This is a genomic window from Streptomyces sp. NPDC059897 (assembly GCF_042730865.1).
Taxonomy (GTDB): Bacteria; Actinomycetota; Actinomycetes; order Streptomycetales; family Streptomycetaceae; genus Streptomyces.
In genome coordinates this window covers 1-24,625 of the sequence record NZ_JBHWKQ010000054.1, presented here as the reverse complement: position 1 = coordinate 24,625, position 24,625 = coordinate 1, and the positions used below count along the sequence as shown (strand labels likewise).

Annotated in this window: 20 protein-coding genes and 1 pseudogene; 10 read left to right on the top strand and 11 right to left on the bottom strand. The window is 66.6% G+C overall.

Features of this window, described 5'->3' with window-relative positions; translation table 11 throughout:
• Positions 1-417 precede the first annotated feature (417 nt).
• The 3 genes from ACFV9W_RS35305 (at position 418) to ACFV9W_RS35295 (ending at position 4,012) form a co-directional block, all read left to right on the top strand.
• Complete coding sequence (locus ACFV9W_RS35305; protein ID WP_385769445.1) at positions 418-717, top strand: DUF3800 domain-containing protein; 300 nt, start codon at positions 418-420, stop codon at positions 715-717.
• The gene (locus ACFV9W_RS35300; protein ID WP_385769443.1) at positions 681-1,424 is read left to right on the top strand and encodes a DUF3800 domain-containing protein; all 744 of its coding nucleotides are present in this window, start codon (positions 681-683) and stop codon (positions 1,422-1,424) included. Before ACFV9W_RS35305 ends, ACFV9W_RS35300 begins: the two co-directional genes overlap by 37 nt.
• An 899-nt stretch (positions 1,425-2,323) precedes the next feature.
• The gene (locus tag ACFV9W_RS35295; protein WP_385769441.1) at positions 2,324-4,012 is read left to right on the top strand and encodes a NaeI family type II restriction endonuclease; all 1,689 of its coding nucleotides are present in this window, start codon (positions 2,324-2,326) and stop codon (positions 4,010-4,012) included.
• A 415-nt stretch (positions 4,013-4,427) separates the two neighbouring features.
• Here the strand turns inward: ACFV9W_RS35295 and ACFV9W_RS35290 are convergent.
• Positions 4,428-5,084 (bottom strand): annotated as a pseudogene (locus ACFV9W_RS35290) (HAD family hydrolase); the annotation flags it as partial.
• Positions 5,085-5,383: 299 nt separating this feature from the next.
• On the opposite strand from ACFV9W_RS35290, the gene ACFV9W_RS35285 reads away from it, so the two are divergent.
• From ACFV9W_RS35285 to ACFV9W_RS35275, 3 genes are read left to right on the top strand one after another with little or no spacing between them, the layout of a single operon-like run.
• Positions 5,384-8,593 (top strand): helicase-related protein, encoded by a 3,210-nt coding sequence (locus tag ACFV9W_RS35285; protein ID WP_385769439.1) that lies wholly within the window; start codon positions 5,384-5,386, stop codon positions 8,591-8,593.
• Positions 8,590-11,349 carry a DUF1156 domain-containing protein gene (locus ACFV9W_RS35280; protein ID WP_385769437.1) on the top strand — a complete coding sequence of 920 codons (2,760 nt, stop codon included), beginning with the start codon at positions 8,590-8,592 and terminating at the stop codon, positions 11,347-11,349. The genes ACFV9W_RS35285 and ACFV9W_RS35280 overlap by 4 nt, the downstream gene beginning before the upstream one ends.
• Complete coding sequence (locus ACFV9W_RS35275) at positions 11,346-14,264, top strand: DUF499 domain-containing protein (RefSeq protein WP_385769435.1); 2,919 nt, start codon at positions 11,346-11,348, stop codon at positions 14,262-14,264. The genes ACFV9W_RS35280 and ACFV9W_RS35275 overlap by 4 nt, the downstream gene beginning before the upstream one ends.
• A 280-nt stretch (positions 14,265-14,544) precedes the next feature.
• Here the strand turns inward: ACFV9W_RS35275 and ACFV9W_RS35270 are convergent, their stop codons facing one another.
• Positions 14,545-16,071, bottom strand: coding sequence for a multicopper oxidase family protein (locus tag ACFV9W_RS35270; protein WP_385769433.1), 1,527 nt, complete (start codon positions 16,069-16,071; stop codon positions 14,545-14,547).
• Between the two features lie 117 nt (positions 16,072-16,188).
• On the bottom strand, positions 16,189-16,902 hold the full coding sequence (locus ACFV9W_RS35265) for an SgcJ/EcaC family oxidoreductase (RefSeq protein WP_385769431.1): 714 nt from the start codon (positions 16,900-16,902) through the stop codon (positions 16,189-16,191).
• 146 nt (positions 16,903-17,048) lie between these two features.
• On the opposite strand from ACFV9W_RS35265, the gene ACFV9W_RS35260 reads away from it, so the two are divergent.
• Positions 17,049-17,447: a MarR family winged helix-turn-helix transcriptional regulator gene (locus ACFV9W_RS35260; protein WP_385769429.1), complete on the top strand. Its 399-nt coding sequence runs from the start codon at positions 17,049-17,051 to the stop codon at positions 17,445-17,447.
• A gap of 34 nt (positions 17,448-17,481) precedes the next feature.
• On the opposite strand, the gene ACFV9W_RS35255 is transcribed toward ACFV9W_RS35260, so the two are convergent.
• The gene (locus ACFV9W_RS35255; RefSeq protein ID WP_385769427.1) at positions 17,482-18,330 is read right to left on the bottom strand and encodes an alpha/beta fold hydrolase; all 849 of its coding nucleotides are present in this window, start codon (positions 18,328-18,330) and stop codon (positions 17,482-17,484) included.
• A gap of 103 nt (positions 18,331-18,433) precedes the next feature.
• On the opposite strand from ACFV9W_RS35255, the gene ACFV9W_RS35250 reads away from it, so the two are divergent.
• Positions 18,434-19,051 carry a TetR/AcrR family transcriptional regulator gene (locus ACFV9W_RS35250; RefSeq protein ID WP_385769425.1) on the top strand — a complete coding sequence of 206 codons (618 nt, stop codon included), beginning with the start codon at positions 18,434-18,436 and terminating at the stop codon, positions 19,049-19,051.
• 40 nt (positions 19,052-19,091) lie between these two features.
• On the opposite strand, the gene ACFV9W_RS35245 is transcribed toward ACFV9W_RS35250, so the two are convergent.
• The 7 genes from ACFV9W_RS35245 to ACFV9W_RS35215 form a co-directional block, all read right to left on the bottom strand.
• Positions 19,092-19,916: a hypothetical protein gene (locus tag ACFV9W_RS35245; RefSeq protein WP_385769423.1), complete on the bottom strand. Its 825-nt coding sequence runs from the start codon at positions 19,914-19,916 to the stop codon at positions 19,092-19,094.
• Between the two features lie 157 nt (positions 19,917-20,073).
• On the bottom strand, positions 20,074-20,325 hold the full coding sequence (locus ACFV9W_RS35240; protein WP_385769421.1) for a chaplin: 252 nt from the start codon (positions 20,323-20,325) through the stop codon (positions 20,074-20,076).
• Positions 20,326-20,420: 95 nt separating this feature from the next.
• Positions 20,421-21,050, bottom strand: a complete 630-nt coding sequence (locus tag ACFV9W_RS35235; protein WP_385769492.1) for a vitamin K epoxide reductase family protein — start codon at positions 21,048-21,050, stop codon at positions 20,421-20,423.
• 14 nt (positions 21,051-21,064) lie between these two features.
• Complete coding sequence (locus ACFV9W_RS35230; RefSeq protein WP_385769419.1) at positions 21,065-21,568, bottom strand: DUF5949 family protein; 504 nt, start codon at positions 21,566-21,568, stop codon at positions 21,065-21,067.
• A gap of 155 nt (positions 21,569-21,723) precedes the next feature.
• Complete coding sequence (locus ACFV9W_RS35225) at positions 21,724-22,005, bottom strand: hypothetical protein (RefSeq protein WP_385769417.1); 282 nt, start codon at positions 22,003-22,005, stop codon at positions 21,724-21,726.
• A 176-nt stretch (positions 22,006-22,181) separates the two neighbouring features.
• Complete coding sequence (locus tag ACFV9W_RS35220) at positions 22,182-22,421, bottom strand: chaplin (protein WP_385769415.1); 240 nt, start codon at positions 22,419-22,421, stop codon at positions 22,182-22,184.
• A 367-nt stretch (positions 22,422-22,788) separates the two neighbouring features.
• On the bottom strand, positions 22,789-23,199 hold the full coding sequence (locus ACFV9W_RS35215) for a rodlin (protein ID WP_385769413.1): 411 nt from the start codon (positions 23,197-23,199) through the stop codon (positions 22,789-22,791).
• A gap of 281 nt (positions 23,200-23,480) precedes the next feature.
• Between ACFV9W_RS35215 and ACFV9W_RS35210 the strand changes: the two genes are divergently transcribed.
• On the top strand, positions 23,481-23,891 hold the full coding sequence (locus ACFV9W_RS35210; protein WP_385769411.1) for a rodlin: 411 nt from the start codon (positions 23,481-23,483) through the stop codon (positions 23,889-23,891).
• Between the two features lie 262 nt (positions 23,892-24,153).
• A complete protein-coding gene (locus ACFV9W_RS35205) occupies positions 24,154-24,561 on the top strand; it encodes a rodlin (RefSeq protein ID WP_385769409.1) in 408 nt (135 codons plus the stop codon).
• The last annotated feature ends 64 nt before the right edge of the window (positions 24,562-24,625 follow it).

Genomic DNA, 24,625 nt, shown 5'->3' with positions numbered 1-24,625 from the left:
CTTGCGCACGTAGGCCCCAGCAGGAGGCCGGGGGCAAGCCAATGCTGAGGGACGGTCTGTCTGATAGGTCTCCAGACCTCGCACAGGGAAGGCATCACGCCGAGTGGTGTAGCCGGTCGGCGGGACGCCGTCTGTTTACGGGTCCGGGAGGCACCTGCTCTGCGGAGGAACCCAACTAAGCGGATGTGTTGACCCGCCCGTACCGGGAGGGCGGGTCAACACGCTGACCTGCCTAAAGGGCTGTCCCGTGAGTGCAAGGAGGCATGGGAACCGCGGCTTCCGGGGCCGGAGGTCCCGCACCCTCCGCGCAGCTCACCAGCCGGACGGCACGATCGAGGCTGAGGGCATATCCAACCACTGCGGTTCCATCGCCGACTGCGGCTGGCCCGCCCCGCAGTTGGCGGGCATCCTCCATGCATGTCCACTTCATCCTCGGAGCGCGCCGTCGTCTACGTCGACGAGTCCGCCAACTCGGGCCAGAACCTTCTCGATCCGCACCAACCTGTCTTCACGGTGGCCGGGGTTCACCTCCCCGACGGCCTCGCCGCCTCCATCGTCGACGAGGTCCGTGGTCAGCTCCCGCGCAATCTCCGCGAGCCGAAGTACACGTCGTTGGCAGGTTCCAGCCGCGGACGGAAGTCGCTGATGAACGCCTTCTCTCACGACTGCCCGAGGGAAGCGTGCAGACCTACGTCGTCGACAAGCGATTCATGGTAATTACCAAGATGGTCGACGTCATCGTGGAACCCATGGCGAACCGGGACGGCTACAACCTGTACGAGAGGAAGGCAGGCCTCGGTCTGGCGAACATGCTGCCCATGGCCGGCCCGGTCATGGGGGATGCGGACGCCTACGACAGGATGCTCCACGCGTTCGTGAACTGGGCCCGGCAGAAGGCCACCACCGACGAGCTGTATGCAGCTATAGCCGCCCTCAAAGCCTCCGTGCAGGATCAGCAGTTCGCCGAGTGGGTGGAGCTCCTGGAGAACTGCCGGCCCATCGCTGACGAGGCCGCAGCGAAGACCGCATCCCAGGGGCATCAGGACGAACTGGATCCGGCGGTCCCAAGCCTGTACTGCCTCGCCACCACGTTCGGTCAGGCCCTCGGCAAGTTCCGCCTGGTGCACGACGCATCAAAAGTCGTCGCCCGTAACACCACCCGCCTGCACACCGTGCATCTCTTCTCCGATCCCGCACGGCCGGGCGAGTTCATGAACCCCTTCATGGGCTCCATCGAGTTCGCGGACAGCAAGGACCACCCGCAGCTCCAGGTAGCGGACTGGGCCGCTGGCGCGACGCGCCAGTGGGCGCAGCAGATGGCACGTGGCGGAGGGGACCAGTTCTCGCGCGACCTGGAGCCGGTTACCCGACCCTGGCTCATCGACGGCATATGGCCGGCTCCCGTGGAGGGCTCAGGGCCATGATGGCGGCGAGAAACGCCCGCAGGATCTGGAGAGACGCCCCTCTAGGACAGATATCGCCAGTCTAGGCCGCCCGGTACCGTGCCCGAGTCCTCCGTCTCACGCTTCCTATTTCGCGAACGGCGCTGCGCCTGCGTGCAGCCGTACCGTCGGCAGAGGCTTGCGACCATGTCCCGAACTCGGTGCTGGTCGTCGCATCCGCAGGCCGTCAGAGTTGCGCCGACACGGCAACGGTAGAGAGATCTCACGACCGCGGGGATTAGGTTGCATTGCCACCATTCGGTTGAGGCGGCTTCAACCCACGCGGAGTGACCAGCTCGGCAGAGCTGGCCACTTACTGCAGTCACCACAGCCCGCGCTCCCCTGGGGGATCTACTCAACGCTCCGCCTGGCCGCAAGATCGTCCGCCAGGTGATCATCAACCTCAACCGGACTACTCGCGACGGGGGCAGCCTCATCCTGGACAGCGGACCCCTGGGAGGGAGGGGCACTGGACGGCCTTCCGGTGCGCCACGCAGAGTAGAGACTCGCCAGGGCGATGGTCACCGCGGCAAGAGACTCGGGCGAGAGCCCGAGGGCGACAAGCAAGATTCCCGTCGCGAGGACCATGAAGAAGGCAAGGAGGTCGGCGACGGGCGAGCGGTGGGACTGTGCGGGACGACGCATGGGATGAAGTCCTCTCGGTTCGGCTGGGATGATCAGCCTTCACCGAGGGCGTGCACGGGCGCTATATTGTCTCAGTTCTACCTGATAGAACAGCGTGAGACACGAGAGAACTGATGGGGATGGTCGTTCCAACCAGGGGAGGCGGGCGGCCTGCTGTCGATCCCGATACAGGCTCAGAGGCTCTGGATGCGCTTGTACTGTTGCTCCGGGAGATACGCGGCCTAGCCGGACTCACCGTGGAAGACCTCCACGAACGCCTCAAGATCGATGGCCAGTTGGCTGGCAGGTTGCCGGCCAGGTCAACGTTCTACCGGAAGCTCAACGGCGCAGGCTTGCTGAATGCTGGCCGGCTGATCGACGCAGTCGTTCGAACCTGCGCCAGGGATGATCGGCATGCCGATGAGCTCCTGGAGCAGACCCAGGAGCTGCTCCGACAGGCCAGGCATCAAGGTGCTTCCCAGGACGGTGTCAAGGCCGGGACATCCGGCGGCGCCGATGACACGAGGTCCGAGCTGATCAGGGTTCAGCGCCAACTGATAGCTATCCAGGCTGATCTAGCCACAGCGGTTCAGGCAGCGGCAGCGGCTCAGAAAGAGGCCGAGCGAGCACGCAACCTGGTCGCCATGCTGCTGGCCCTTCAAGCGACGGGGGCACCAGCCGACACCGGCGGGAACACGACCACCGACGCAGAAGCCCGTGCTCTGCGGGCACGGCTCGCTGAAGCTGAAGCTGACCGCGATAGGGCTCATCGAGCGTCGTCCGCCGCGCACCACCGTCTTGCAGAAGTCGAGGAACTACTCGCATCACGTCATGCGGATGCCACGGAGGGCACGAGCTCGGGGCCCACGCCTTCCCGCTCTGAGCCGTATGAGTGGCCAACGACTCGTATCGAACCGGATGCCCGCGCGGCGTCAAACGGACCGACAGCATCAACACACCCAGGTGCGCAGCCCGCTGAAACACCCATGGCAGAAAACCAAGAGCGCATCCAACCCGAAGACCCGAGCCAGAAAGACCGCGCGCTCGAAGAAGTCTTGGAAGAGATGCGGCGCTGGGATCCGGACGGAAGCCGCATGCGATCCGTGATCGACGGAGCGACCGATCACCTGCTGGATCCCGTCCACACCGGCCGCTACACATGGTCACAGCTCACCAATGTGGAGAAGCACGCGCTCGCTGGCGCAGTGGGTCACCGGCTCCGGCGGGAGTTCGATCTCTCTCCTGGGGAGCGCCTGGACTTCAACGTGGCAGGGCACGAGGTCGACGTAAAGTTCGCCCGGCGCGACGGCAGCTGGATGTTCCCACCTGATAGTCAAGGCGAGCTGCACCTGGTCGTCAACGCGGACGATGAAGCGGGCATCTGGAACGTCGGCTTGGTCCGGGTGCTCCCCGAGTTGATGCGAAAGGGCAGTAATCGGGACGGGAAGCGAGGGTTGAGCGCGGAAGGACGAGCCGCGATCCGCTGGATCCACCGCAGGGCTCCACTCCTGGAACATGCTTTGCCGCACATGCCCGAGGACGTCGTGAAGGACATCTTCGCCCGGAAGACCGGGCAGGTCCGTGTTGAGGAACTCTTCCTGCGTGGAGTACACCGAGTGGTGACCAAGACAGATCTCAAAGCGGTCGCCATGCAGGCCGACTTCGGCAAGCGCGTCCGGGGCGCCCGCCCCCGGCTGGCCGAGAGAGGCGTACTCATACTCGCCGGCGACTGGCCGCAGGGTGCGGATCTGGCTAACCGCCTCGACCTGCCGCCCCTCTCACGGGGCACGTGGATGAGCATCAGACTAGCTCCGGCAACACCCAAGCACGGCGACGGGCCAACCGTCACGATTGACGGATCCCCATGGCGGGTGGCCCTACCGGATGACCCAGAGATTCCACTGCCGACGTCGGTATTGAACCGATCGGTCACGTCGGCGACGTAGCTGGCGGTCTCAGTTCTGGTCTCATTCACCGCCGTCCGCCGCCGTTCACGGCCAGGAGTGAGGTCCGCTCCGCCCCAGGGCAGAACGCACACGGCCGGTGCCGTACCCCAAGACGACGATTTGGAAAGCGTGTTGGGGCAACCCTTTACGAGTTCAAATCTCGTGTCCGCACCCGCCCACCAGGGCCAACAGCGCACCGTCGTCCTCGGCGACCTCGCCGCTGTCGAGGTCGCCGACAGCAACCCGCAGCCTGCTTGTGCCTTCGCCGGCCAGGCCCTCGATCAGCTCACTGTGACCTGGTACGCGACCGGCATGGACCGCATCCGCGAGGTCCGCCGCACCCTCGTCCCCTGGCAGAACGAGCAGTACGTACGAGACCTCGACGACCGGCTCTATGACTGGGGAATGACGGCCAGCGCTCTCCAGCGTTGAACTTCGCTACCCGCTCCGGCAGTTCGGCAAGGGAGTCGATCCGCATCGTCGTAACTGCGTCCGCGTCCGGATCGTCCTGCTGGATGGTCCCCCAGGGACCGCGACGGATCAGCGCCGTCAGCAGTCCGGCCTGCACGGCGGGCCGGATGTCGTTGTCGAGCCGGTCACCCACATACAGAATCTCCCCGGCTTCTGCCGGGGTCGCCTCGATGACGTACTCGAAGAACGCCACGTCCGGCTTAGAGGCACCCCAGTCGTCGCTGGTGGCGATCAAGTCGGCGGGCAGATCGAGCCCGCGCAGCAGCCCGCCGGCGCGCACGGTCTGGTTCCCGGCGATCCCCACCCAGAGCCCGTCCCGGCGCAGCGCCTCCAGCGAGGGCCGAACATCCGCGTACAGATCGTCCTCACCGAACCACTCGGGCAGCCCGGCATCGGCCCGCTTCTCCCGCTCCGCAGTCAGATCGAAGCCCGGCCGGAAAACCTGGAACGTCTCCCGGTAGTCACGCCCCTGCGCGATGACCGCCCCGAACATCGCCGCGAACGTGTGCCGCGGCACCCCCAGCCAGTCCGCCCACGTCCCGTACTCACGGGTCTCGTCCACCAGGCACTCACCGACATCGAACACCACTGCGCGAATCATGGGCGGCAGCGTAGAACATGCGAGTGGCCGAGGAGCCGGGGACCGCAGGGAGCGGGGTCAATCGCCCGTGCCGTCAGCCGCTTCCGGTGTTCCCGAGGGGTCCGGACTTACGTAGTGCCCGAATGACGCGTCAGCTGCGCCCACACCAGGGATGCGCTATCCCACGACGCATCCCCTGCGTACAAGTTCCTTCACGATCACATCTGAGCAACATCCTTAGTTCAGATCGGACTTGGGGTTGAGTCTGAGGCGAAGTGCGTGTCTTGTGTCCATGACTAGGAGGCCTGTGGGGGGCTGGCATGGATATCGACAAGAACGACCGACTCTTAATCGACGGCGAACTGGTGGCCGTTGTCGCTGCCTTTCGGGAACGGACCGGGTTCAACTGCGTGATCAAATCGCCCACCCGGGGCCTCACCGAAGCGTTCGTACTCCTCGCCGATGTACCAGCCTGCAAGGTGGCCAGTTCCGATGGGAGTGGCGACAGTGCGCGTGCGATCACTGGGGTATGGGCGCAATGGATGCGATGGGCCATCCCCCGCATCCGATCTGCTGTTCTGGCCACGCGGCCGCTGAGGCCGTATGCCCATCAAGACGACGCCGTCTTCAGCGTGATGTTGCCCCAGCCCAAGCTGCGGTTCCTCCTGGCTGACGAGCCTGGGACCGGTAAGACCCTCATGACTGGAATGTACTTAGCAGAGGGGCGCAGACAGGGGCTGGTCCCAGGAAAGACGGTCATCGTTGTGCCAGCCCACTTGGTGGGCAAGTGGATCGGGGAACTCAAGCGCTTCTTCGGCATCGACGCGCAACGAATCACTGCCGATGTGGGCCGTGAACCGTTGGATCTGCGGGCGGACGTGGACGTCTGGGTCGTCTCGCTGGACTTGTTCACCTACAACGCCGACGTGCGACGCAAGATCGTCGGCTCACGGGCCTCTTGGTCCCTGGCTGTCTTCGACGAGGCGCATCGACTCACCCCGACTTCCCAGCACCTCAGCGCGGCTCGCCAACTCGGTGACGTGGCCCACCACCTCCTTCTACTGACTGCCACTCCGCACCGCGGCAAGGAGACTTTCTTCCGAGCACTGCTGAATCTGCTCGATCCCGCCATCTACTCGTGGGACCCGTCCGAGAAGGCCTATGACCACCCTATGCACCCGGGGCCGAACAACTTCCTACGGCGGATGAAGGAGGATCTGCGAGGCCTGGACGGCGAACAGCTCTTCCGCCCTCGATACGCGCAAACTCACGAGGTCTTCCTGACGCCGGCTGAGTCAGACGCCTACGACGCGGTCATGGGCTACGTGGAGACGTGGTATTCCTCAGACTCGGTTCTGGCCCGTTCCATTTACGGTAAGCGGGCTGCCTCCTCGGTGGCAGCAGCCCTCGAAACATTGCGGCGCCGCCGGTCAGCTCTGTCTGGTTCACAGACCGGCCGCGTGCCTCCAGTAGTACCCGAGGGCTTTGAGAACGAGGACCTGGCCCGTGCTGCCCTCGACTCCGACGACGCCTGGCATGACGCCGAAGCAGCCGTACTCCAAGCCCGCAGCAGCGACCGCAGAGCTGAGTTAGATGCCGTTGCTGTGGCCATCGGTCAGCTGGAGCAGTCCCTGGCGTCGAAGGGCGAAGCCGCCAAGTGGCAGGCCGCCCGCGACATCATGAAGCGGCACCAGATCATCCCTGGAAGCGGGCAGTTGCTGGTTTTCAGCGAGTTCACGGACACTGCTCGATGGTTGGCCGGGGTCTTCCGCGCGGCTGGATTCAGTACAGAGGTCCTGGACGGAAGCGTGGACCAGTCTGGTCGGGAGGAGTTGCAGGCCAGGTTCCTCAAGGACCGGTTCCAGGTCCTCGTGTCCACTGATGCAGGCGGTGAGGGGATCGACCTTCAGTCCGCACACGTCATGATCGACTGGGACATCCCGTGGAGTTTGGTGCGGCTAGAACAGCGGGCTGGCCGACTACACCGAATTGGTCAACAAAGCGAGGTGTTCGTCTATCACCTCGTGGCCCCCGAGACCCGTGAGGGCCGTGTCCAACAGGTCATCCTGGAGAACCTCACTGCAGCCTCCGCATCACTGCAAGGGCGCCTGTACGACCTGCTCGACGCCACGGTTGACCGGACTGGCTTCAACTTCGGCGCGGCCATGGCCGCAGCACACCGGGATCCGACTGCCGTCGGCGAGGTACTGGCCGCCGTACCCGACACTGCGACTCTCGTAGCTCGGGCCAAGGACATTGTTGCTGAGGAAGACCGATTCAAGACCCCAGTCGACCATGGCGAGGCCATGCAGAGGTTCGCGAGCGATCGCCTCCAGGCGATCAATCCAGTCATCGTGTCCGCTTTCGTCGACCAGGCTGCCAGCGTCGAAGGATGGAGTGTGTCAACGGGACCCACTCCTGGCATACGGGTCCTGCGTTCTGACCTCGCTCATCTCCCCGCCTCCTTCGGTGGCCTACAGGAATGCCTGATCGCCGCCGACTCTGCCACGGTCGCCAAAGCGCAGGAGGAACAGTTCCGCCGAGCCGAGGACGTCATCGTTCTGGGGCCTACCGAAGACTCCTTCCAGGACCTGGTAGAGCGGGCCGTTCAACGCTGTGAGGGAGACCTGCTCGCGGGAGCTGCTGCCGTAGACGTGTCCTCCCTGACCGGCTACACCCTGTTCGTCTATGCAGCGGAACTTGAGCACCACAATGGCATCCGCCGCGTCCGCCGCACTGTGCCCTTCCTCATCCGTTATTCCGGTGCTGGCGCCTTCGCCACTGCCTGGGAATCGGTGATGAATCTCAGCCCTACTGCTGAGTCCTCCAAGCCGCCCTCGCCCGCCGCACGAGTCGAGGCAGACTCCGCCGCACGCGAAGCAGTTCATGCAGAGAGTTCCGAGATGCAACGCCTGCAGCTAGCGGTCACTGCGAAAAGCCGCGACCAACTCGGTGACGTCGAACGCCGCCTCAAGCGCCAGGTCAGGACTCTGGACCCCGACGTCAGACGCAGCAGACTCGAACAGTTCGCCGCCGAGAAAGCCGACCGGCTCGCCCACTTCGCCTTGTTCGACAACATCACTCACACCTCTCCCACCCCACTGGGGTGGGTTCAGGTCAGCGGCGGTGCCCGGGCCAACGAGCTTGGCCACGACCCGGACTCCGAACAGGTTGCTATTGCCAAGGTCGTCGCAGAACTCGAAGGACTCGGCTGGGTCGTTGACGACCGGCAGACCGCTGGGCTGGGCTATGACCTACTCGCGCGCCGGCCCGGGACCACCGACCAGCGCCTGGTCGAGGTCAAGGGCTTTGTTGCCGGGATCAGGCCAGTCTTTTTCGAGCAGCACGAATGGGCTCAGGCTCAGCAGCGCGGGCCGGACTACTGGCTGTACGTCGTCCTGCAGTGCGCTAGCCAGCCGACCGTCGTCATCCGCTGTCAAGACCCGGCCGGGACGCTGGCAGGGCCTCGGCGCATCGAACGTTTCAAAATTCCCGTCTCTCAGCTTCGGCGCCTTATGGAGAACCGTTGACCACCGACTCAGAACGCACCCTCATCGACACCTGGTTTCCATGCGCGGCTGTCGACGAAGCGTGCGGCAACCGGGCTGGATCCGGCCTGGTAGAGAAGGCGATCTTCACGTGGTTCGCGTCACGCCCCATCGCCCAAGCCCGGGCTGCTGTGGCTACGGCGCTACTACCGGACAGCGCAAGCGTTCGACAGCTGGTCGAGAGAGCGGTCCACGGTGACCCGAAGGCCCTGACTGAGGCCGCTGCCAAGATCAGCGAACGCTATCCTGACGGACGCCCCGTGGTCCTGGACGCCTTCTCCGGACGCGGCATTATTGCCTTGGAAGCCGCCCGGCTTGGCGCCCAGGCAGTCGGCTTGGACCTGAGTCCCGTCGCCACGCTCGCTGGCCGAGTCCTGGCGGACTACCCATTGCGGGACCCGTCAGGTGAGCCAACCCTGCCGTGGCAGGACTCTGGCCCACAGGACGACACCCTGTTCAGTCAGGGTGCTCCTCCACGACTAATCGCGGATCTTGAAGTGTTCCTGGCGGAGATCGGCAGGCGCACCCAAATCGCTGTGGCTGAGCACTATCCCCGAAACCCCGATGGGTCGCTGCCCTGGGGGTACCTATGGGCCATCAGCATTCTCTGCGACGGTTGCACGAACCGTTTCCCGCTTCTCGGAAGCTTCGTCCTGCGCTATCCCTACAAACGAACCAGCGATATCGGCCAGTCGCTGCGGCTGATCGTCCATGACGGCACCTGGCGCACCGAAGTGATCGACGGCCCTCCTGAGCAGGCGCCGACTTACTCCTCCACGGATCTGGGCGACGGCAGAAAGCGCAAGGGCAAGAGCGCCCGTTGCCCGTTCTGCCAGCAGGTCCACAGTTTGGAGACAGTCAAGGCCAAGGGCTTCGCGGGCGAGTACCGCGACGAACTACTGGCGACCATCGACACAGTCGGTGAGGCGAAGCGCGTCTTCCGGACTCCGCGCCCGGACGAGCACCAGGCAGCCATGGCGGTGGACCTCTCCGCTCTCAAGGCTGAAGGTCCGCTGAGCGCTGTTCCAGACGAGGTGATCGCGGCAGGAAATGTACACACAGTGATGGCCAGCGGGTACGGCTACCGGACCTTCGGCGAACTGATGAATGCTCGACAAGCCCTGCAGTTCTCCGAGTTAGCCCGCTCCATACGTTCCTGCCACCATGACGCTTTGGCCGCTGGCATTTCACCGCAATACGCGCGGGCCCTGACCGCCTTTGCCGCGGCGACGTTCGCCCGACGGCTTCGCAGGGCAACCAGAGGCTGCCGTGTAGAGGCAAAAGGCAAGAGCGACGGAACACAGCAGAACCGGACCATGGTGTCCGACCTCTTCGCGAACGAGGCGAGCCTGAATTTCCAATTCGACTGGGTGGAGACCGGCCCCGGAAGCGGACCAGGAACCTGGAAATCCCTCGTGAAAACCGGCCTACGCCCCTACGAAGCCCATGTACGGGGCCTGCGCGGCACGCCTGCACGCTTTCGCCAAGCAAATGCGATGCGGCTTCCCTATCGCGACGCAAGCGTCGACGCAGTGGTCACTGACCCTCCGTACTACGACATGATCGAATATGCAGATGCCTCCGACCTCATGCATGTCTGGCTGAAGCGCATTCTGTTCGACATCGAACCGGACCTCTTTGGACCGAAGGCGCTGCGCACCGGCGACGGTCTGCAGAACAAGGACGACGAGATCATCGTTCGTCGAGTCCACGAGCCCGGACGCGTGCGTCACGACAAGGATTTTTACGAGTCCTCTCTGTCCGCCGCCTTCCTAGAGAGCCGCAGAGTGCTGCGCCCAGACGGACATCTGGTCGTTGTCTTCGGCCACTCCGACCCGGAGGCTTGGAAACGCCTCCTCGCTGCGCTCCACGATGCAGGGTTCGTGGTTACCAGCTCTTGGCCTAGCCGGACCGAGTCGGGCGTTACCAAGGTGGCTTCGGTCAAGGTCACCATCACTATCGGCTGCCGTGTAGCCTCCACCGATCGCGACGTCGCGACCGCCGCGCAGGTAGACAGGGAAATCGCCGACGCGATACGGCCTCAAGTGCGCAATTGGACTCAGGACGGCCTGGCCTTGGCCGACCAGATGATGGCCGCCTACGGACCCGCTATGGAGGTCTACGGCAGGTACTCCACAGTTATCCAGCCGGACGGCGAGTCGGCCCCGCTAGAGCGGTACCTAACCTTGGCCCGTCGCTGCGTCCGCGAGGCAACCGCACTGAGACTGGACCGCATCCCCATCGAGACGTTCGACGCGATCACTCGCTTCGCCGTGTTCTGGATGAGGGTGCACGGGCGCACCGTCGTCGCCAAGGGAGAGGCCATCTTCCTTGCCCAGGTCGACGGACTGCGACTGGAGAACGTCCGTGGAAGCCTGCTCGCGGAATCCGGCAAGGGTTTCCGCCTGATCCTGGACCCGCCTACGTCGGTGGGCCCCGACAGCGCCGAGTTCGACGTCGCCAGAGCTCTCGCCGGCGCGTACATTTCCGGCGGCACTGAGGCTGCTTCCCTCGTGCTCGCCCAGTGGGAACGCCCCGTTGACGACGAACATCTGTGGGCCGTGATCGGAGACCTGGCGGCCCAACTGCCTCCCAGCGACACCATCGCGAAGGCGCTCGTGGCCCTGCAACGCAACGCTGGAACCATCAAGAACATCGCCCGCGGCCTGGCAGGAACACTTACCCCGCGTGACACCGACCGACGTCTGACCCTGTTCGACGCTGAGGACGCCCGATGACCACTGCGTATCCCCACTGGGCCGAAGTACTGACCTTGCGGCCCGAGATCACAGATGCCAACGGACAAATCGCCGACCTTCAGATGTCGCTCTACAGCGCTGTCTACACCGACCGTGACGTGCCGTACACCGATCCCGTGTACTACGCGGAGATCACCGAACCGACCCCCAGGCTCGTCCAGTTCATGAGCACAGTCGCCCGAAGGCTCGGCACCCGGGCCCGCGGCGGGAAGGCCTTGTTCCACCTCGACCAGGGAATGGGTGGTGGCAAGAGCCACGCCCTGGTCGGTCTTTACCACCTGGCCAACAGCCCTCAGGCCTTCCTGGGGACCGAACTGGGCCAGCGAGTACAAGACGAAGCCGAGCAGAACGGGGGGCATCTGGACCTAGACGGAGCCCGGGTAGTGGTCCTGTCCGCAGACAACATGACCCCAGGGGCGACAAGCCCGGAATTCGGCCCGGCAACCACCTTGTACGAGCGGTTCCTGTGGGCCCTATTCCGAGGTGACCGGGACCGATACGCGCTGCACCTCGCCCAGGGGTCGAACAAGGCGGCGTTGGCCCGAGCCCTGGAGGCAGTTCAGGGGCCGGTACTGATCCTGCTCGACGAGTTGATGCAGTATGCCCTCGACCTCGCGGACAAGAAACACATCGACACGATGCCCGGCGAGAAGGTCTTCCTGGACTGCTTAATGGACGCCGTCGACGAGGTCCCCCAGGTGGCCTTCGTCATTGTGATGATCCGCTCCGACCGCGACGATCGCGGTTACCCTGTGGAAGCGGAGAGCCTTCGTACCTTTGTGACGAGCGGCATCGAGCGCAACGGAATTGGCGACTCCGTTACCGAGCCGCAGGACTTCTCGGCGATCATCCGACGCCGTCTGTTTCAGCCTGCCGACACGATGCCCGCCAGTGCTCTTGCCACGGCCTGGGCAGAGCATGCGGGACAGGCTTGGACCGAGCAGGTGTTCCAGCGGCTCGGCGCACGGCATAGCCTCAGCGGCCTGAATGAACGCCTGGCTGCCAGCTATCCATTCTCTCCCGACGTCATGGCGTTGGTCCGCGACGACTGGTCGCGCCATGCCGGCTTCCAGCGGGTGCGTTCCACCGTAGAGATCTTCTCCGCCACTGCCTACTACTGGGTCCGTGAGTACGAGGCCGGTCGATGGACGCCTGAGCTCATCGGCATAGGTGACCTCCCCCTTCACAACGCCATAGAGAACATCCTCTCCTCCGGTCTCCTACACGGCAACGAACGCGTCATCCAAGGATTCCGGCAGGTAGCCGCCACCGACATCACGACCAAGGACGGCACCCGCGGCCGTGCCCGTGCTCTGGATGCTGTCCTGGCCGAGCGAGGCGTCAACACCGGACAGCCCTCCACGAGTCTGCGGATGGCCACTGCTCTCTTCTGCTACTCCCTGGTGCCGCGAGACCAGGCGAAACGAGGAGCCACCAAGCCGGAGCTCCTCGCGAGCGTCTACAGCCCAGGCATCGAATTCAACTCTGCCGAAGAGGTGTTCAACCTCCTAATCAGCGATGAGGAAGGCCTCGGCTCCCTGGAGGTGACTGACACCGCTTCCGGCCGCGGCACCGCGCGGTTCCACCTAGCCATCGCCCAGACCTTGCGGATGTTCTACAAGCAGGCCAAGAGCTCCGTTTCCGCATCCGAACGCGACGCCTACCTGTGGGAACGGGCCCAGACAATCGCTCGCAGCAACCCGGGCCCTTTCGACCAGGTCATCCCCGTCGCGAATACCCCTGGTACTCCTCTGTCCCAAGTCTTCAGCGACGTAGACCAGAACAGTAAGACCCGACTGGTGGTTCTTGACCCGAGCCGCTGGACCCTGCATAACGGCCGGGACACCCCCACTCGAGCCGAAGTCTCAGCGCTCCTCGGCGTCGGTGACGATTCCCTACCTGTCGACAACGGCGCTTCCTGTGTTGTGGCATGCGTCAACACTCAACGGCGCGACACCGTCCGCAAGCGTGCCATCGAAGTACTGGCCTGGCGTTCGGTCATCTCGCAACTCGACCAAGACGATGAAAAGCGCCCAGAGGCCCAGGCCGAACTGCGCGCCGCTGCCCAGCGTGTGGACGACGACCTGCAGAAGGCATTCCAGCACTTCGCTTATCTCACCCGCACCGACCAGACCGAAGTCGACTGGCAGCGATTCGACGACGACGGCAAGTCCGCACTCAAGGGCGGACACGTCTGGGATGCCTTGGTCAACCACAGTCGCGCCGTACACCCCGGCCGACTCTCCGGCGCCTACCTGAAGACCCTGCTGTCCAAAATCGTCCGCGACTTGACGCTGAAAGAAATAGGCCAACAGTTCTACAAGAACCCCGCGTTCCCGCTCGTCCCTTCCGTTGACGACATCCGGCGAGCCGTACATCAGACCCTGACCGGACCTGATTCCTTTCAGGTCATCGACGGCGAGGGCACACCCCAGCACATCGCGTCCCCCGACGAGCTGTCCATCGGCTCCTTGGAACTTCGGCTGCGCCGAGCGCCCACGCCGACGACTGACAGCTCTCCGCAGCCTTCGCACGTCAGAGCAAGTTCCAGCCCTGCATCAGGTAGTGGCTCACCCCCCAGCCGCGCCGACGGCCCTCCGAGCCGCCCTTTGAACCGGCCCGCCGCTTCGGGACCACTTGTCAGCGCGCCTGCCGACTACCATCGCTACCGGCTCGAGATCCCGAACCGGAGCATGGCATCCACAGATGCACGTCGCACCGTTGCCAACCTCCTTCAAGAGGTACTCGACCTGGTCGATCCGGAAATCGGCGGAGACGTCCAGCTCCTTGATCTCCAGCTGACGCTTACGGCTGCTCCAGCAGCTGTGGAGAAGGTCGAAGCGAGCGCCAGCGTGGCGAACGCCGAATGGGAAGAGGACGCCTTGGACTTCTGAGCGGTCGTCCACGGACACGGCTGGGATCTCGATGCCGGGAGCCATCGGGGAGCCAACTCGCTCCCCGCCCCCATTCGAGACCATCCAGCACCGCGACAGGCCGATGCTCTGACCAGGGGAAAAGACATCACCGCAGGCAAGGTCATCACCCGAACCTCATTCGGGACGAAGAGGTCGTGGGTTCAAATCCCGCCACCCCGACAGATGAAACACCAGGTCGGCCGCCTACTGAATTCAGTAGGCGGCTGACCTGTTTCTGCATGTGTGCCCATCTGCGTGACTACGGCTCGTGGTGGTGGCCCTCCGGTGCGCTGCCCGGTTTCTCGTCGGGTTCGGTCACGACGAACTGTCCCATCAGGCCCTGGTCCTCGTGGTACAGGACGTGGCAGTGGTACATGTACGGCATCGTGCGGTCGCTGTGGTCGGTGAAGCGCAGTGCGAGGCGGTAGGGGACGCCGGGGCGGGTGTGGAGGGTGTCCTTCCAGCCGGCGAGTTCGGGGGGTGGCCGTTTGCCGTCGACGGAGAGGACCTGGAACTGCACGTCGTGGACGTGGAAGTTGTGCAGGGTCTCGTCGGTGGCGGTGACCTCCCAGATCTCGGTGGCGCCCCGCCGCACGGCGAAGTCGATGCGGCGCATGTCCATGCTCTTGCCGTTGATCGCGAATCCCGCCATCCCGAACTTCCGGTCCACGGACGCGTTCCGGGCGGCCAGCGCGGGTGCGGTGGCGAGCTGATCCGGCAGCCGGGGTGAGGGTCTGAGCGTGCGGGCCGCGCGCAGTTCGAGGATGTCCAGGGTGTCGTCCCCGCCGGTGAAGCGACGGCTCATGAAGTTCATGCCGAGGTCCGGGGGGAAGCTGCGCAGGACCGTGCGCTCGCCGGGGCGCAGCGCCACCACGATCTCGGCGCGTTCGCCCGGCGAGAGCTGGATGCGGGTGGTCCGGTGCGGTGCGGGAAGCAGTCCCCCGTCGGTGCCGACGAGCGCGAAGTGCCGGTCGTCGGTGAAGCCGAAGTCGTAGACGCGGGCGTTGGACGCGTTGAGCAGCCGCAGGCGGATCCGTTCCGTGGTGACCGGCAGGTACGGGCCCGTGGTGCCGTTGACGCAGATCACGTCGCCCAGGAGGCCGACCTCGCTGAGCCGGGGGTGGCTCTCGACGAGCTGGTTGTCGTCGTCGAGGAGCTTGTCCTGGACGATGACGGGGATGTCGTCGATCCCGTAGTGGTGGGGCAGCGCGCCGTCACCGGGGCCGGAGGGCTTCGTCTTCGGGTCGTCCAGGAGGAACAGGCCCGCAAGGCCTCGGTACACGTGCCGGGCCGTCTCCCCGTGCGGGTGCGGGTGGTACCAGAGGGTGGCGGCGGGCTGGTCGATGGTCCAGGTCGGGGACCAGGTCCGGCCGGGCTCGACCGGCTGGTGCGGGCCGCCGTCCATGCGCGCGGGCAGGTGCATGCCGTGCCAGTGGAGGCTCGTCGGCTCTCGCAGGCCGTTGCGTACGTGGACGAGCACGGTCTCGTCACGGGCGGCCCGGAGCGTGGGCCCGAGGTAGGAGCCGTTGATGCCCCAGGTCGCGGTGGGGCGGCCGGGGCGCAGCCGGTGTTCGCCGGGCGCCGCGCGGAGCTCGAACACCTTGCGTCCCTTGGCGTCGCGGCGCGCGGGCGCCAGGGGCGGGATGGGCAGGCGGCTGCTGAAGTCGACACGGCCCGCGGTGTCGATGTCGGCGGACGAGAACCACCATCCGTATGTGCCGCCCGCGCCGAGCGCCGCGGCACCCACGCCGCCCAGGCCGGCCTTCAGTAAGGTGCGGCGCTTCACCGGACCGCTCCGGCGGCGGGGCAGGTGGGCGTCGGTATCCGATGGGTCGGCATGCGGGTGCTCCTGTGCTCGGAAAGGGGTGTCGGCAGGGGCGGTGCGTCGGGGCGCGGCCCGGGGCTACTTCTCGGCGGCGGGCTTGGTGTCGGCGCCGAAGAGGAACGAGAAGCGCTCCATGACGTTGCTGCGCTCGGTGTTGTGGAAGGCGGCGATCCGCCACGCGTCGTCGGTGTCGCGGACCAAGGTGAAGGTCGTCACCTTCGAGAGGTCGTCCGCGCCGGGCTTGTCACCCGTGTAGTCGGCGCCTCGGCTGGTGAGGACGGCGACGTCCTTGGTGAGGAAGCGCATGTCGAGGTACCTGGCGGCGAGCTTGCTGTCCTTGAGGAAGCCCTTGAAGAGCGCACGGTGGCTCGCGGTGATGTCGGCGCGGCCCTCGTAGTGGCTGCCGATGTAGGTGGTGTACGTGGCGTTCTCGGTGAACTGGCGGCCGTACGCCTCCGCGTCACCGCGCTCCCAGGCATCGGAGAGGGCGTCGAGGGAGGCACAGACGGCCTTGCCGTCGCCGCGGTCGGCGTCGGCAGGGATCACCTCGCCGCAGGTTGCGGCGCCGGTGCGCCGCACGTCGGAGGTGGCGTCGAGCCAGAAGTAGCCGCCTGCGGCCACCACCGCGAGGGTGAGCACGGTGCCGCCGAGCACCCGTTTGACGGTGCGACGGCGGCTGCGCGGCCGTGCCTTGGCGGCGGCAACCTCGATGGAGGTGGTGTTCTCGCCGGTCCCGGCGCTGGTCCCGGCACTGGTCCCGGCCGTCTCGTTCGGGGTCTGGATACTGGTCATGGGCGTGCCCTCCCCTTAGTATCTTCCCTAAGGAACTTTCTTCGTCAAAGAAGTCTCTTCGTTTAGGAAGAGACTAGAGAGCGGGTGGGGCAGTGTCAACGCGATCCGAGGCGTCACGTATCTACCGGCGGTATCTGAGTGCGGTGATGCTGCACGGTCATGCCAGTGCGAAGTCCTGCGGTCTGGGCGCCACCGATCTGTACGCGCTCAACACGCTGGAACTGACCGGCCCGCTGACCCCGGGCGAGCTCGGCGCCCGCACCGGGCTGACCACCGGGCCCACCACCCGGCTGATCGACCGCCTGGAGGAGGCCGGCTACGTCCGCCGTGCCGCCGATCCCACCGACCGCCGCAAGGTGATCGTCGAGCCCATCGGCCGGCCGGCCGAGCTCGACGAGGTGATGGCCCCCGCCCGCGAGGAGATCGCCGAGATCCTCCGCGGCTACTCCCCCGACCAGCTGAAGGTCCTGTTCGACTACTTCAGTCGCGCGGCCGACGCCTACCAGCACACGGTCGAACAGCCGGGCACGACCCGCCCCTCCTGAAGCCCCGGCCAACCCGTGCCGATGGCGCCACTGTTCACCCCTCCCCGGGCAGCGGGTTCTCCTTCACGAAGCGGCGGAGCTCCGCCGTGAGCGCGGCCGGGTTGTCGAACTGGACGAGAGTGCGCGCGTCCGGGATCTCCACGTATCGCGCGTTCGGCAGCAGTGCCGCGAGCCGGCGCCCTGTGTCCGGGGGCATCATGCGGTCCTCGGCACCCCAGGCGATCAGCGCGGGGCGGGTGAAGGACGGCAGGTTCCCGGCCGCCCTCAGATAGCACTCCGGCTCCGTGCTCCGGAGGAACTTGGCGAGGTCGCGCCGGATGTCACGGCTGGTCAGCAACTGGCCGTACCAGCGGGCGATCAGCTCCTTCGGCAGCCGCCTCTTCGCCATCCCGCCCAGCGACGTCCGCATGCGGGCCAGCGCGGGGAAGCGGAAGGACTGGAGGAGAACGAACAGCCCGCCGGGAATCCTGCTCGCCCGGTGAAGTGCCTTGCCCTGAAAGCCCGGCGGGTAGTTGTCCAGGGCCTCGCAGGAGGTGAGGACGAGCCGGGCGATGCGCTCGTCCCGTACGCCGACGAGGAGTTGGGCCGTACCCGTGTCGTTCTGGACGAGGGTGACCTCGCGCAGGTCCATGCGGTCCATGAACTCGGCAAGGAGCGCCGCGACGCCCTGCGCGGACAGGTCCGCGTCCGGCCGCATCGGCCGCCGGTGACTGCCGATCGGCAGCACGGGGATCAGCACACGGAATTCGCGGCGCAGGTCCGACGCGACCTCGCTCCAGACCGACGCATCGAAACCGAGGCCGTGGACCAGGACCACGACAGGGCCGTCGCCACCCGTGTCCTCGTAGTCGATGATCCCTGCGCTCAGCTCGATTTCGGGCATGGGAGTGCCTCCGGCTCGGTCGCACGCGACTTGATAGATCGTTCTAGTGGAACAATAGGCGCTGACTTCCGTCCCCACAACGGCTGCCCTGGGAGGCTGCACCGTGAGCGCAAGCAAGGACATCGAGAGCACCAGGGACGCCGGCCCGCGCGACACCCGGCAGCGCATCCTCACCGCCGCCGTCGAACTGTTCCGGCGCAGGGGCTACACCGGGACCGGCATGAAGCAGATCGCCGAGGCGGCCGGGGCGCCGTTCGGGTCGATCTACCACTTCTTCCCAGGAGGCAAGGCGCAGTTGGGCGAGGAGGTCGTCCGCACCTCGGGGGTCGTCTATCTCGACCTCGTCGCCGGGCTGATGACGCCGTACGAGGACCGGGTCGCCGCCACCGCCGATGTCTTCATCGCCGCGGCGGACACCCTGCGCGAGCTCGACTTCGCCGACCCCTGCCCCATCGCCACCGTCGCGATGGAGGTGGCGAACACCAACGAGCAGCTCCGCCAGGCCACTTCAGAGGTCTTCGGCAACTGGATCGAGGAAATCGCCGCCTACTACGCGGCGGGCGGCATCCCGGAACCGGCCGCCCGCGAAACGGCGAGCTCGGTGATCGCGCTGCTCGAGGGCGCGTTCATGCTCGGCCGCGCCGCTCGCAGCACAGAGCCGGTGCTCGCCGCGAGCCGGGCGGCCGCGGCGATCGTACGGGCGGCGGCAGCCGGCGAGTGAGCGTCGACCGCACCCTGCCGGCCGCGCCGCGCGGCTGCCCTCAGCCCTTGGTCTGCTGCGTGACGCGGTTGCCCGCCGCGTCGCAGGGGAGTTCCGCGTTCTTGTCGTGGGTGCGGAGGTCGCGGGTGGCCTGCTTCTCGACGTCGGAGACGGCTGTGGGCTGGACGTCGACGATGCCGCCGAAGGGGCGGTCGACGTCGCGGATGATGCACAAGGTGGCCGTCAGCAGCACCGTGATCAGGCTGAGCGCGATCAGCTGGCCGCGGTTGTGCTTGCGCAGCAGGCAGATGCCGAGCGAGACCACCGTCACGGCGAGGACGGCCAGCAGGAACCAGAAGATGGCGCTGGGGATGCTGGCGGTCGCCTGGGTGAGGCGTTCCGAGCGCTCCTCCGAGCGCTTGGTGTCGGCGCTGACCAGCATGCCGAAGGCCGGTTCGCCCTCCAGGGGACGGAAGTTCTGGCGCATGTCGGTGGACCACACGCTGGGCGCCTTGGAGCCGTTCCCGTTCCCGTTCCCGTCGGCCATGGCGGGCCATTCCTGGACGCGGACGGCGCGGGCGTAGCAGGCGGCGTCGGACTGGATGGCCGCCCGCTGCTTTCCGTCGGCGTACTCGGCGGTCTCGACGAGCTGGTCCAGGGCGCGCGCCTCACCGCGCGCGGCCACCTCGGCCTTTCCGTACGAGCCGTAGGCCGTGACCAGGACGAAGGCCAGCAGCAGGACGGTGAGGGTGAGCAGGGGGCCGACGAGGTCCTTGACGGCCATCCCGCTGTCGTCGTCCTCGGCCAGCAGCCGCGGCCGCAGATATGTGTTGGCCGCGAGCCCCGCGATCAGGGCGAGCACGGCGACGACGACGGGGATGACCACGAGCGAGTGCCTCCGGAGGACAGGAAGGCGGTGCTCCTTGTGATGGGGCACCGTGATCTTGTCCTGACCGGCGCCGCCCTCCGGGTCCGGCGCACGAAGCGGTGCCCGGGCCGGCCGAAGCCGTCCCGGGCACCGTTGGTTCGAGCGGGCCGAATGCTCAGCCGTTGACGCAGGTGTTGCCGCCCGCCGGGTTGAGACCGGCGATCAGGTTGAGCGAGTTCCCGCACGCGTTGATCGGGATGTCGATCGGAACCTGGATCACGTTCCCGGACAGCACGCCGGGGCTGTTCTGGGCCACACCGGTGGCGCTGGCGCCGTCGGGGCCGTCCACGGCGGAGGCCATGGCCGCGGATCCCATGACAGCGGTCCCGGCCAGCACGGCCGCGGCCGCGAAGGTGCGAAGACGCATCGTTTCTCCCTAGAGAGGTGAGGGGATATGACGTGCCAATCACACCGCCGGACCGGTACCAATCAAGGGAATTGGGCCATCGGGGGGCGTGTCCGTCAGCTCGTCCAGAACTCCCACCAGCGGGTCAGGATCATCATGCCGACGATGCCGAGGTGCGCGGCGGCCGGCACCCAGGGGAAGTCCGTGAAGAAGGTCCGTACGCCCCGGGACGCCGGCAGGAAGCCGCTGCGGACGTCGAACGCGACCAGGTGCCAGAACATGGCGATGGTGGCCGCCCAGGCCAGGCAGCACCACAGGCACAGCGAGTTGATCCGGTACAGCGACTGGAACTGCAGCCACGTCACGAACCCGACGCCGAACGCCGTGCCCGCGGTGAAGGTCAGCCAGTACCAGCGGGGAAAGCGGGCCCCGGTCAGCAGGCTCACGCCGACGCCGACCACGAGCCCGTACGCGACGAGGCCCAGCATCGGGTTGGGGAAGCCGAACGCGGCGGCCTGCTCGCTCTTCATGATGTTGCCGCAGGAGACCACCGGGTTCAGGCTGCACCCGGGCGTGAAGTTCGGGTCCTCCAGGAGCTTGAACTTGTCGATGGTGATGACCCACGACGCGAGCACCCCCGCGGCGCCCGTGACGACGAGGAGCCACGCGAGCGCCCTGTCGCCCCCGGCGCGAGCGGCCTCTCGCGCGCCTGCGGTGCTTCGGTGCCGGTTCCCCGGCCGGGGCACGGCGGGGGCCGTGGTCACGCGCGCACGCGCCGGACGGGCAGCAGGCAGTGCGCGGAGGCCAGCAGGGTCTCCTCGGCGCCCACGAACTCCTCCAGTTCCTTCTCGCCGACCGGCGAACCCGGCGTCGCGGCGGACCAGACGCGCGTGGTGAACAGGAAGTACGCGCTCTTGCGGGCCTCCGCCGCCGCCAGCCACTCGGGCGGCACGGGGCACTGGGCGTTCAAGAGCGGCATGGTGACGACGGCCTGCCCCGCCTCGACCAGCAGGGACACGGGGAACCGGGGGCGGCCCGCCGCGTCGTGGACGGTGGTGCCCACCGTGAGGCCGTTGGTCTCCAGGAGGCCTCGCACGGCCGTCTCCGCGGCCTCGGGTCCCGCCGGGGAATCGCCCATGGAGTACGCGAGGAGAAAAGGAATGTCGCCATTCCCGTCGGGACCTTCGCCACTCCAGGCGATGACCGCCAGAGTTCCCAGATCGGCTGCTCGAAATGCGGGGCCACTGCTCACAGTTGAAGTCACCCGGGAAGCCTAGCCAGCCGCGATTGGCGCACCGGCCTTCGTTCACTCGCTTGGCGGAACGCATTCCGTGGATGAAATACCGAAGGCTGACCCGGGAACCCTGAGTCCCGAACCAGCCTTCGACGCGTGGCCCGCCGTGCGAACCCGCTGAGCGGCTACTTGCCGGCGGGGAGCCCGCCGAGCAGGCTGCCGGTGCCCGAACCGCTCTCGTTCAGCCCGTTGACAGCGCCCGAGACGGTGCTGACGGCGCCCCCGTCGTTCTTCGGGTCGAGAAGATTGCTGTCCACCGGGGCGACATCGAGCGTCCGCTGGCTGGTGATCGTGTTCACCGCGCCGTTCAGGCTCATCGGAGTGAGGTCCGAGGCAAATGCCGGAGCGGCGGCACCGACAATCGCCATGGATCCGGCGACAACGGCAGCGGTCTTCAGAACCTTCATTGTTTATTGCCTTCCCTCGACGACCTGCGTCATCGGTTGGAAATTTCGCTTCTGTTCACTCAACGAGCGTCTCGACCCCGGGGTGTGCGGCAATCGCGCCAAAAACCGGACAGGCCGCACAACGGAGCAGCCGCCCCTCGGAGAGAGGCGGCTGCGGAAGAGTCGGGCTGTACCCGTCAGTCGTTGACGCAGGTGTTGCCGAACGCCGGGTTCAGCAGACCGATGACGTCGACGGTGTTGCCGCAGGCGTTGACCGGCACGTGCACGGGAACCTGCACGTTGTTGCCCGAGATCACGCCGGGGGAGTTGGTGGCAGCGCCCTGCGCGCCGGAGTCGGCGGCGGCGACGCCGGCCGAGCCGGCCATGGCAGCGGCGGCCATTGCGGAAAAGACGACTGCCTTCGCGGTACGCGACATGAAGCATGCTCCTTGGGGGTCGTTCTGTTCGGCCAGCGCGGGTGCCTGGCACGCTGTGCAACGGGGCGGCCGCGCACGGGGTTGCGGCTCCGAACGGGTGACTGATCTCCGCGGCGGCCCCTTTGGGGTGACGTCGTGGGCGAACGGGTGAACCGGTTCTTCCGGAGCGCGGGCCCGGTGGTCCACTGAGGGCCGTCATGAGATCGGCCGCGCCGCCCTCCTGTCAGCCGTCGGCTCCACGCCGTTGGGAGGGCGGCCCCCGCCCCGGGCGCCCCGTGACTCCTCCGGCCCGGCGCCCCATGACAGAGCTCGGGCCGCCGGCAAGTGAGGAAAGCCGGCGGCCCGAGCCGTGTGCGCGTGCGGCTGATCAGCCGTTCTGCACACCGTTGCCGGAGAGCACCGGGATGTCCTCCAGGATGTGCGACAGCGGCTCGTCGCCCTTGGCCTGGGTGGAGTTCTCGGTGCACTGCTGGTTCTGCGGGGCCGACAGGATCGGCACGTCCTGGACGGAGACCGGCACCAGGCCGACGAGCGAGCCGACGTTGCCCTTGATGGGCAGGCCGACGCAGGGCTTGTTCAGGGAGCCCTGGACGAGACCGACCTGCGGGCTGAGGTCGCCCTTGGTGGCGGAGTTGCCGTACGTCTGCGACGCGCCGTTGCCGCTGTCCGACGTGGTGCCGCCGTCGTTGCCGATGGCGAGCGCCTGCGGAGCGGCCGCGGCGGAGACTCCGACGACGGAGACGGCGACCGCTGCGGCGGCCATGGCCTTCTTGAGCATGGTTCTGTTTCCTTTTTCTGACGGGCAACGGTTACTGCACTGAGCGCAACTCCAAAAGCCGGAAATGGTTCCGCATATACACCCGATCGGACAGGGATCGAAAACCGCTCGATCACCCGCGCCCAGGCCACGCAGTCCGCTCCGGCGAGATTTTCATTTCATCGAACCCGAGCCGGAAGCGGAATCGATCGGGACCCCGTCCGAGTGAACGTGAGCAACCGATGGCGCGCTGCGGAGTTGATACAAGTGCTCCCAGACGGAAAAAGAAGGGGAATTTCCTCATGCTGAAGAAGGCCATGGCTGCCGCGGCGGCCACCGCTTCTCTCGTCGGTATCGCGGCCGCCGCCGCCCCGCAGGCCCTGGCTGTCGGCAACGACGGCGGCACCACGTCCGAGAGCGGCAACAACGCCTCGCAGACGTACGGCAACTCCGCCACGTACGGCAACATGAGCCCGCAGATGGCGCTGATCCAGGGCTCCCTGAACAAGCCCTGCATCGGCCTGCCGGCCAAGGCCAACGTCGGCTCGCTCGTCGGTGTCGTGCCGGTCTCCGTCCAGGACATCCCGATCCTGTCGGCCCCGCAGAACCAGCAGTGCACCGAGAACTCCACCCAGGCCAAGGGCGACGAGCCGCTGTCGCACGTCCTGGACGACATCCCGGTCCTCTCCGGCAACGGCGCCGGCAACAACTGAGGACCCGTTGTGTGAATCGGGCCGCCGCGCCGGCGGCCCGGTCCGCTGTTCCGGCCCCGGCCTGAAATTCAGGTAGCTGTACGAGCCTTTTGATCCGCTGCGTCCGGATGTTCGGGAGGTCGCGCACAGTGCCGAATTTCCTGCGAATGGCTCGCGCGGGAATGGTCCGAACGGGTTTCGGTCCGCAACTGCCCGGAATGCAATCCAGTTGACCACACGTAGCTCCGTATCCGGAGCGCGCGTATCGAAAGGGAACCACCCCATGAAGAAGCTCTTCGCAGCCGCCACGATCGCTGCCTCCGTCGCCGGCCTGTCGGCCGTGGCCGCCCCGTCCGCGCTCGCCATCGGCGACGACCAGGGCACGACGTCCACCAGCGGCAACGGTTCGTCGCAGACGTACGGCAACTCCGCCACCAAGGGCGACATGAGCCCGCAGCTCGGCCTCGTCCAGGGCTCGCTCAACAAGCCCTGCATCGGCCTGCCGGCCAAGGCCAACGTCGGCTCGCTCGTCGGTGTCGTGCCGGTCGCCGTCCAGGACATCCCGATCCTGTCGGCCCCGCAGAACCAGCAGTGCACCGAGAACTCCACCCAGGCCAAGGGCGACGAGCCGCTCTCGCACATCCTGAGCGACATCCCGGTCCTCGCCGGGAACGGCACCGGCAACCACTGAGCCGGCTGAGGGGCGGTCGCCGGGACGCGCGACCGCCCTTCTCCGTACGGCATGCCGTACGACC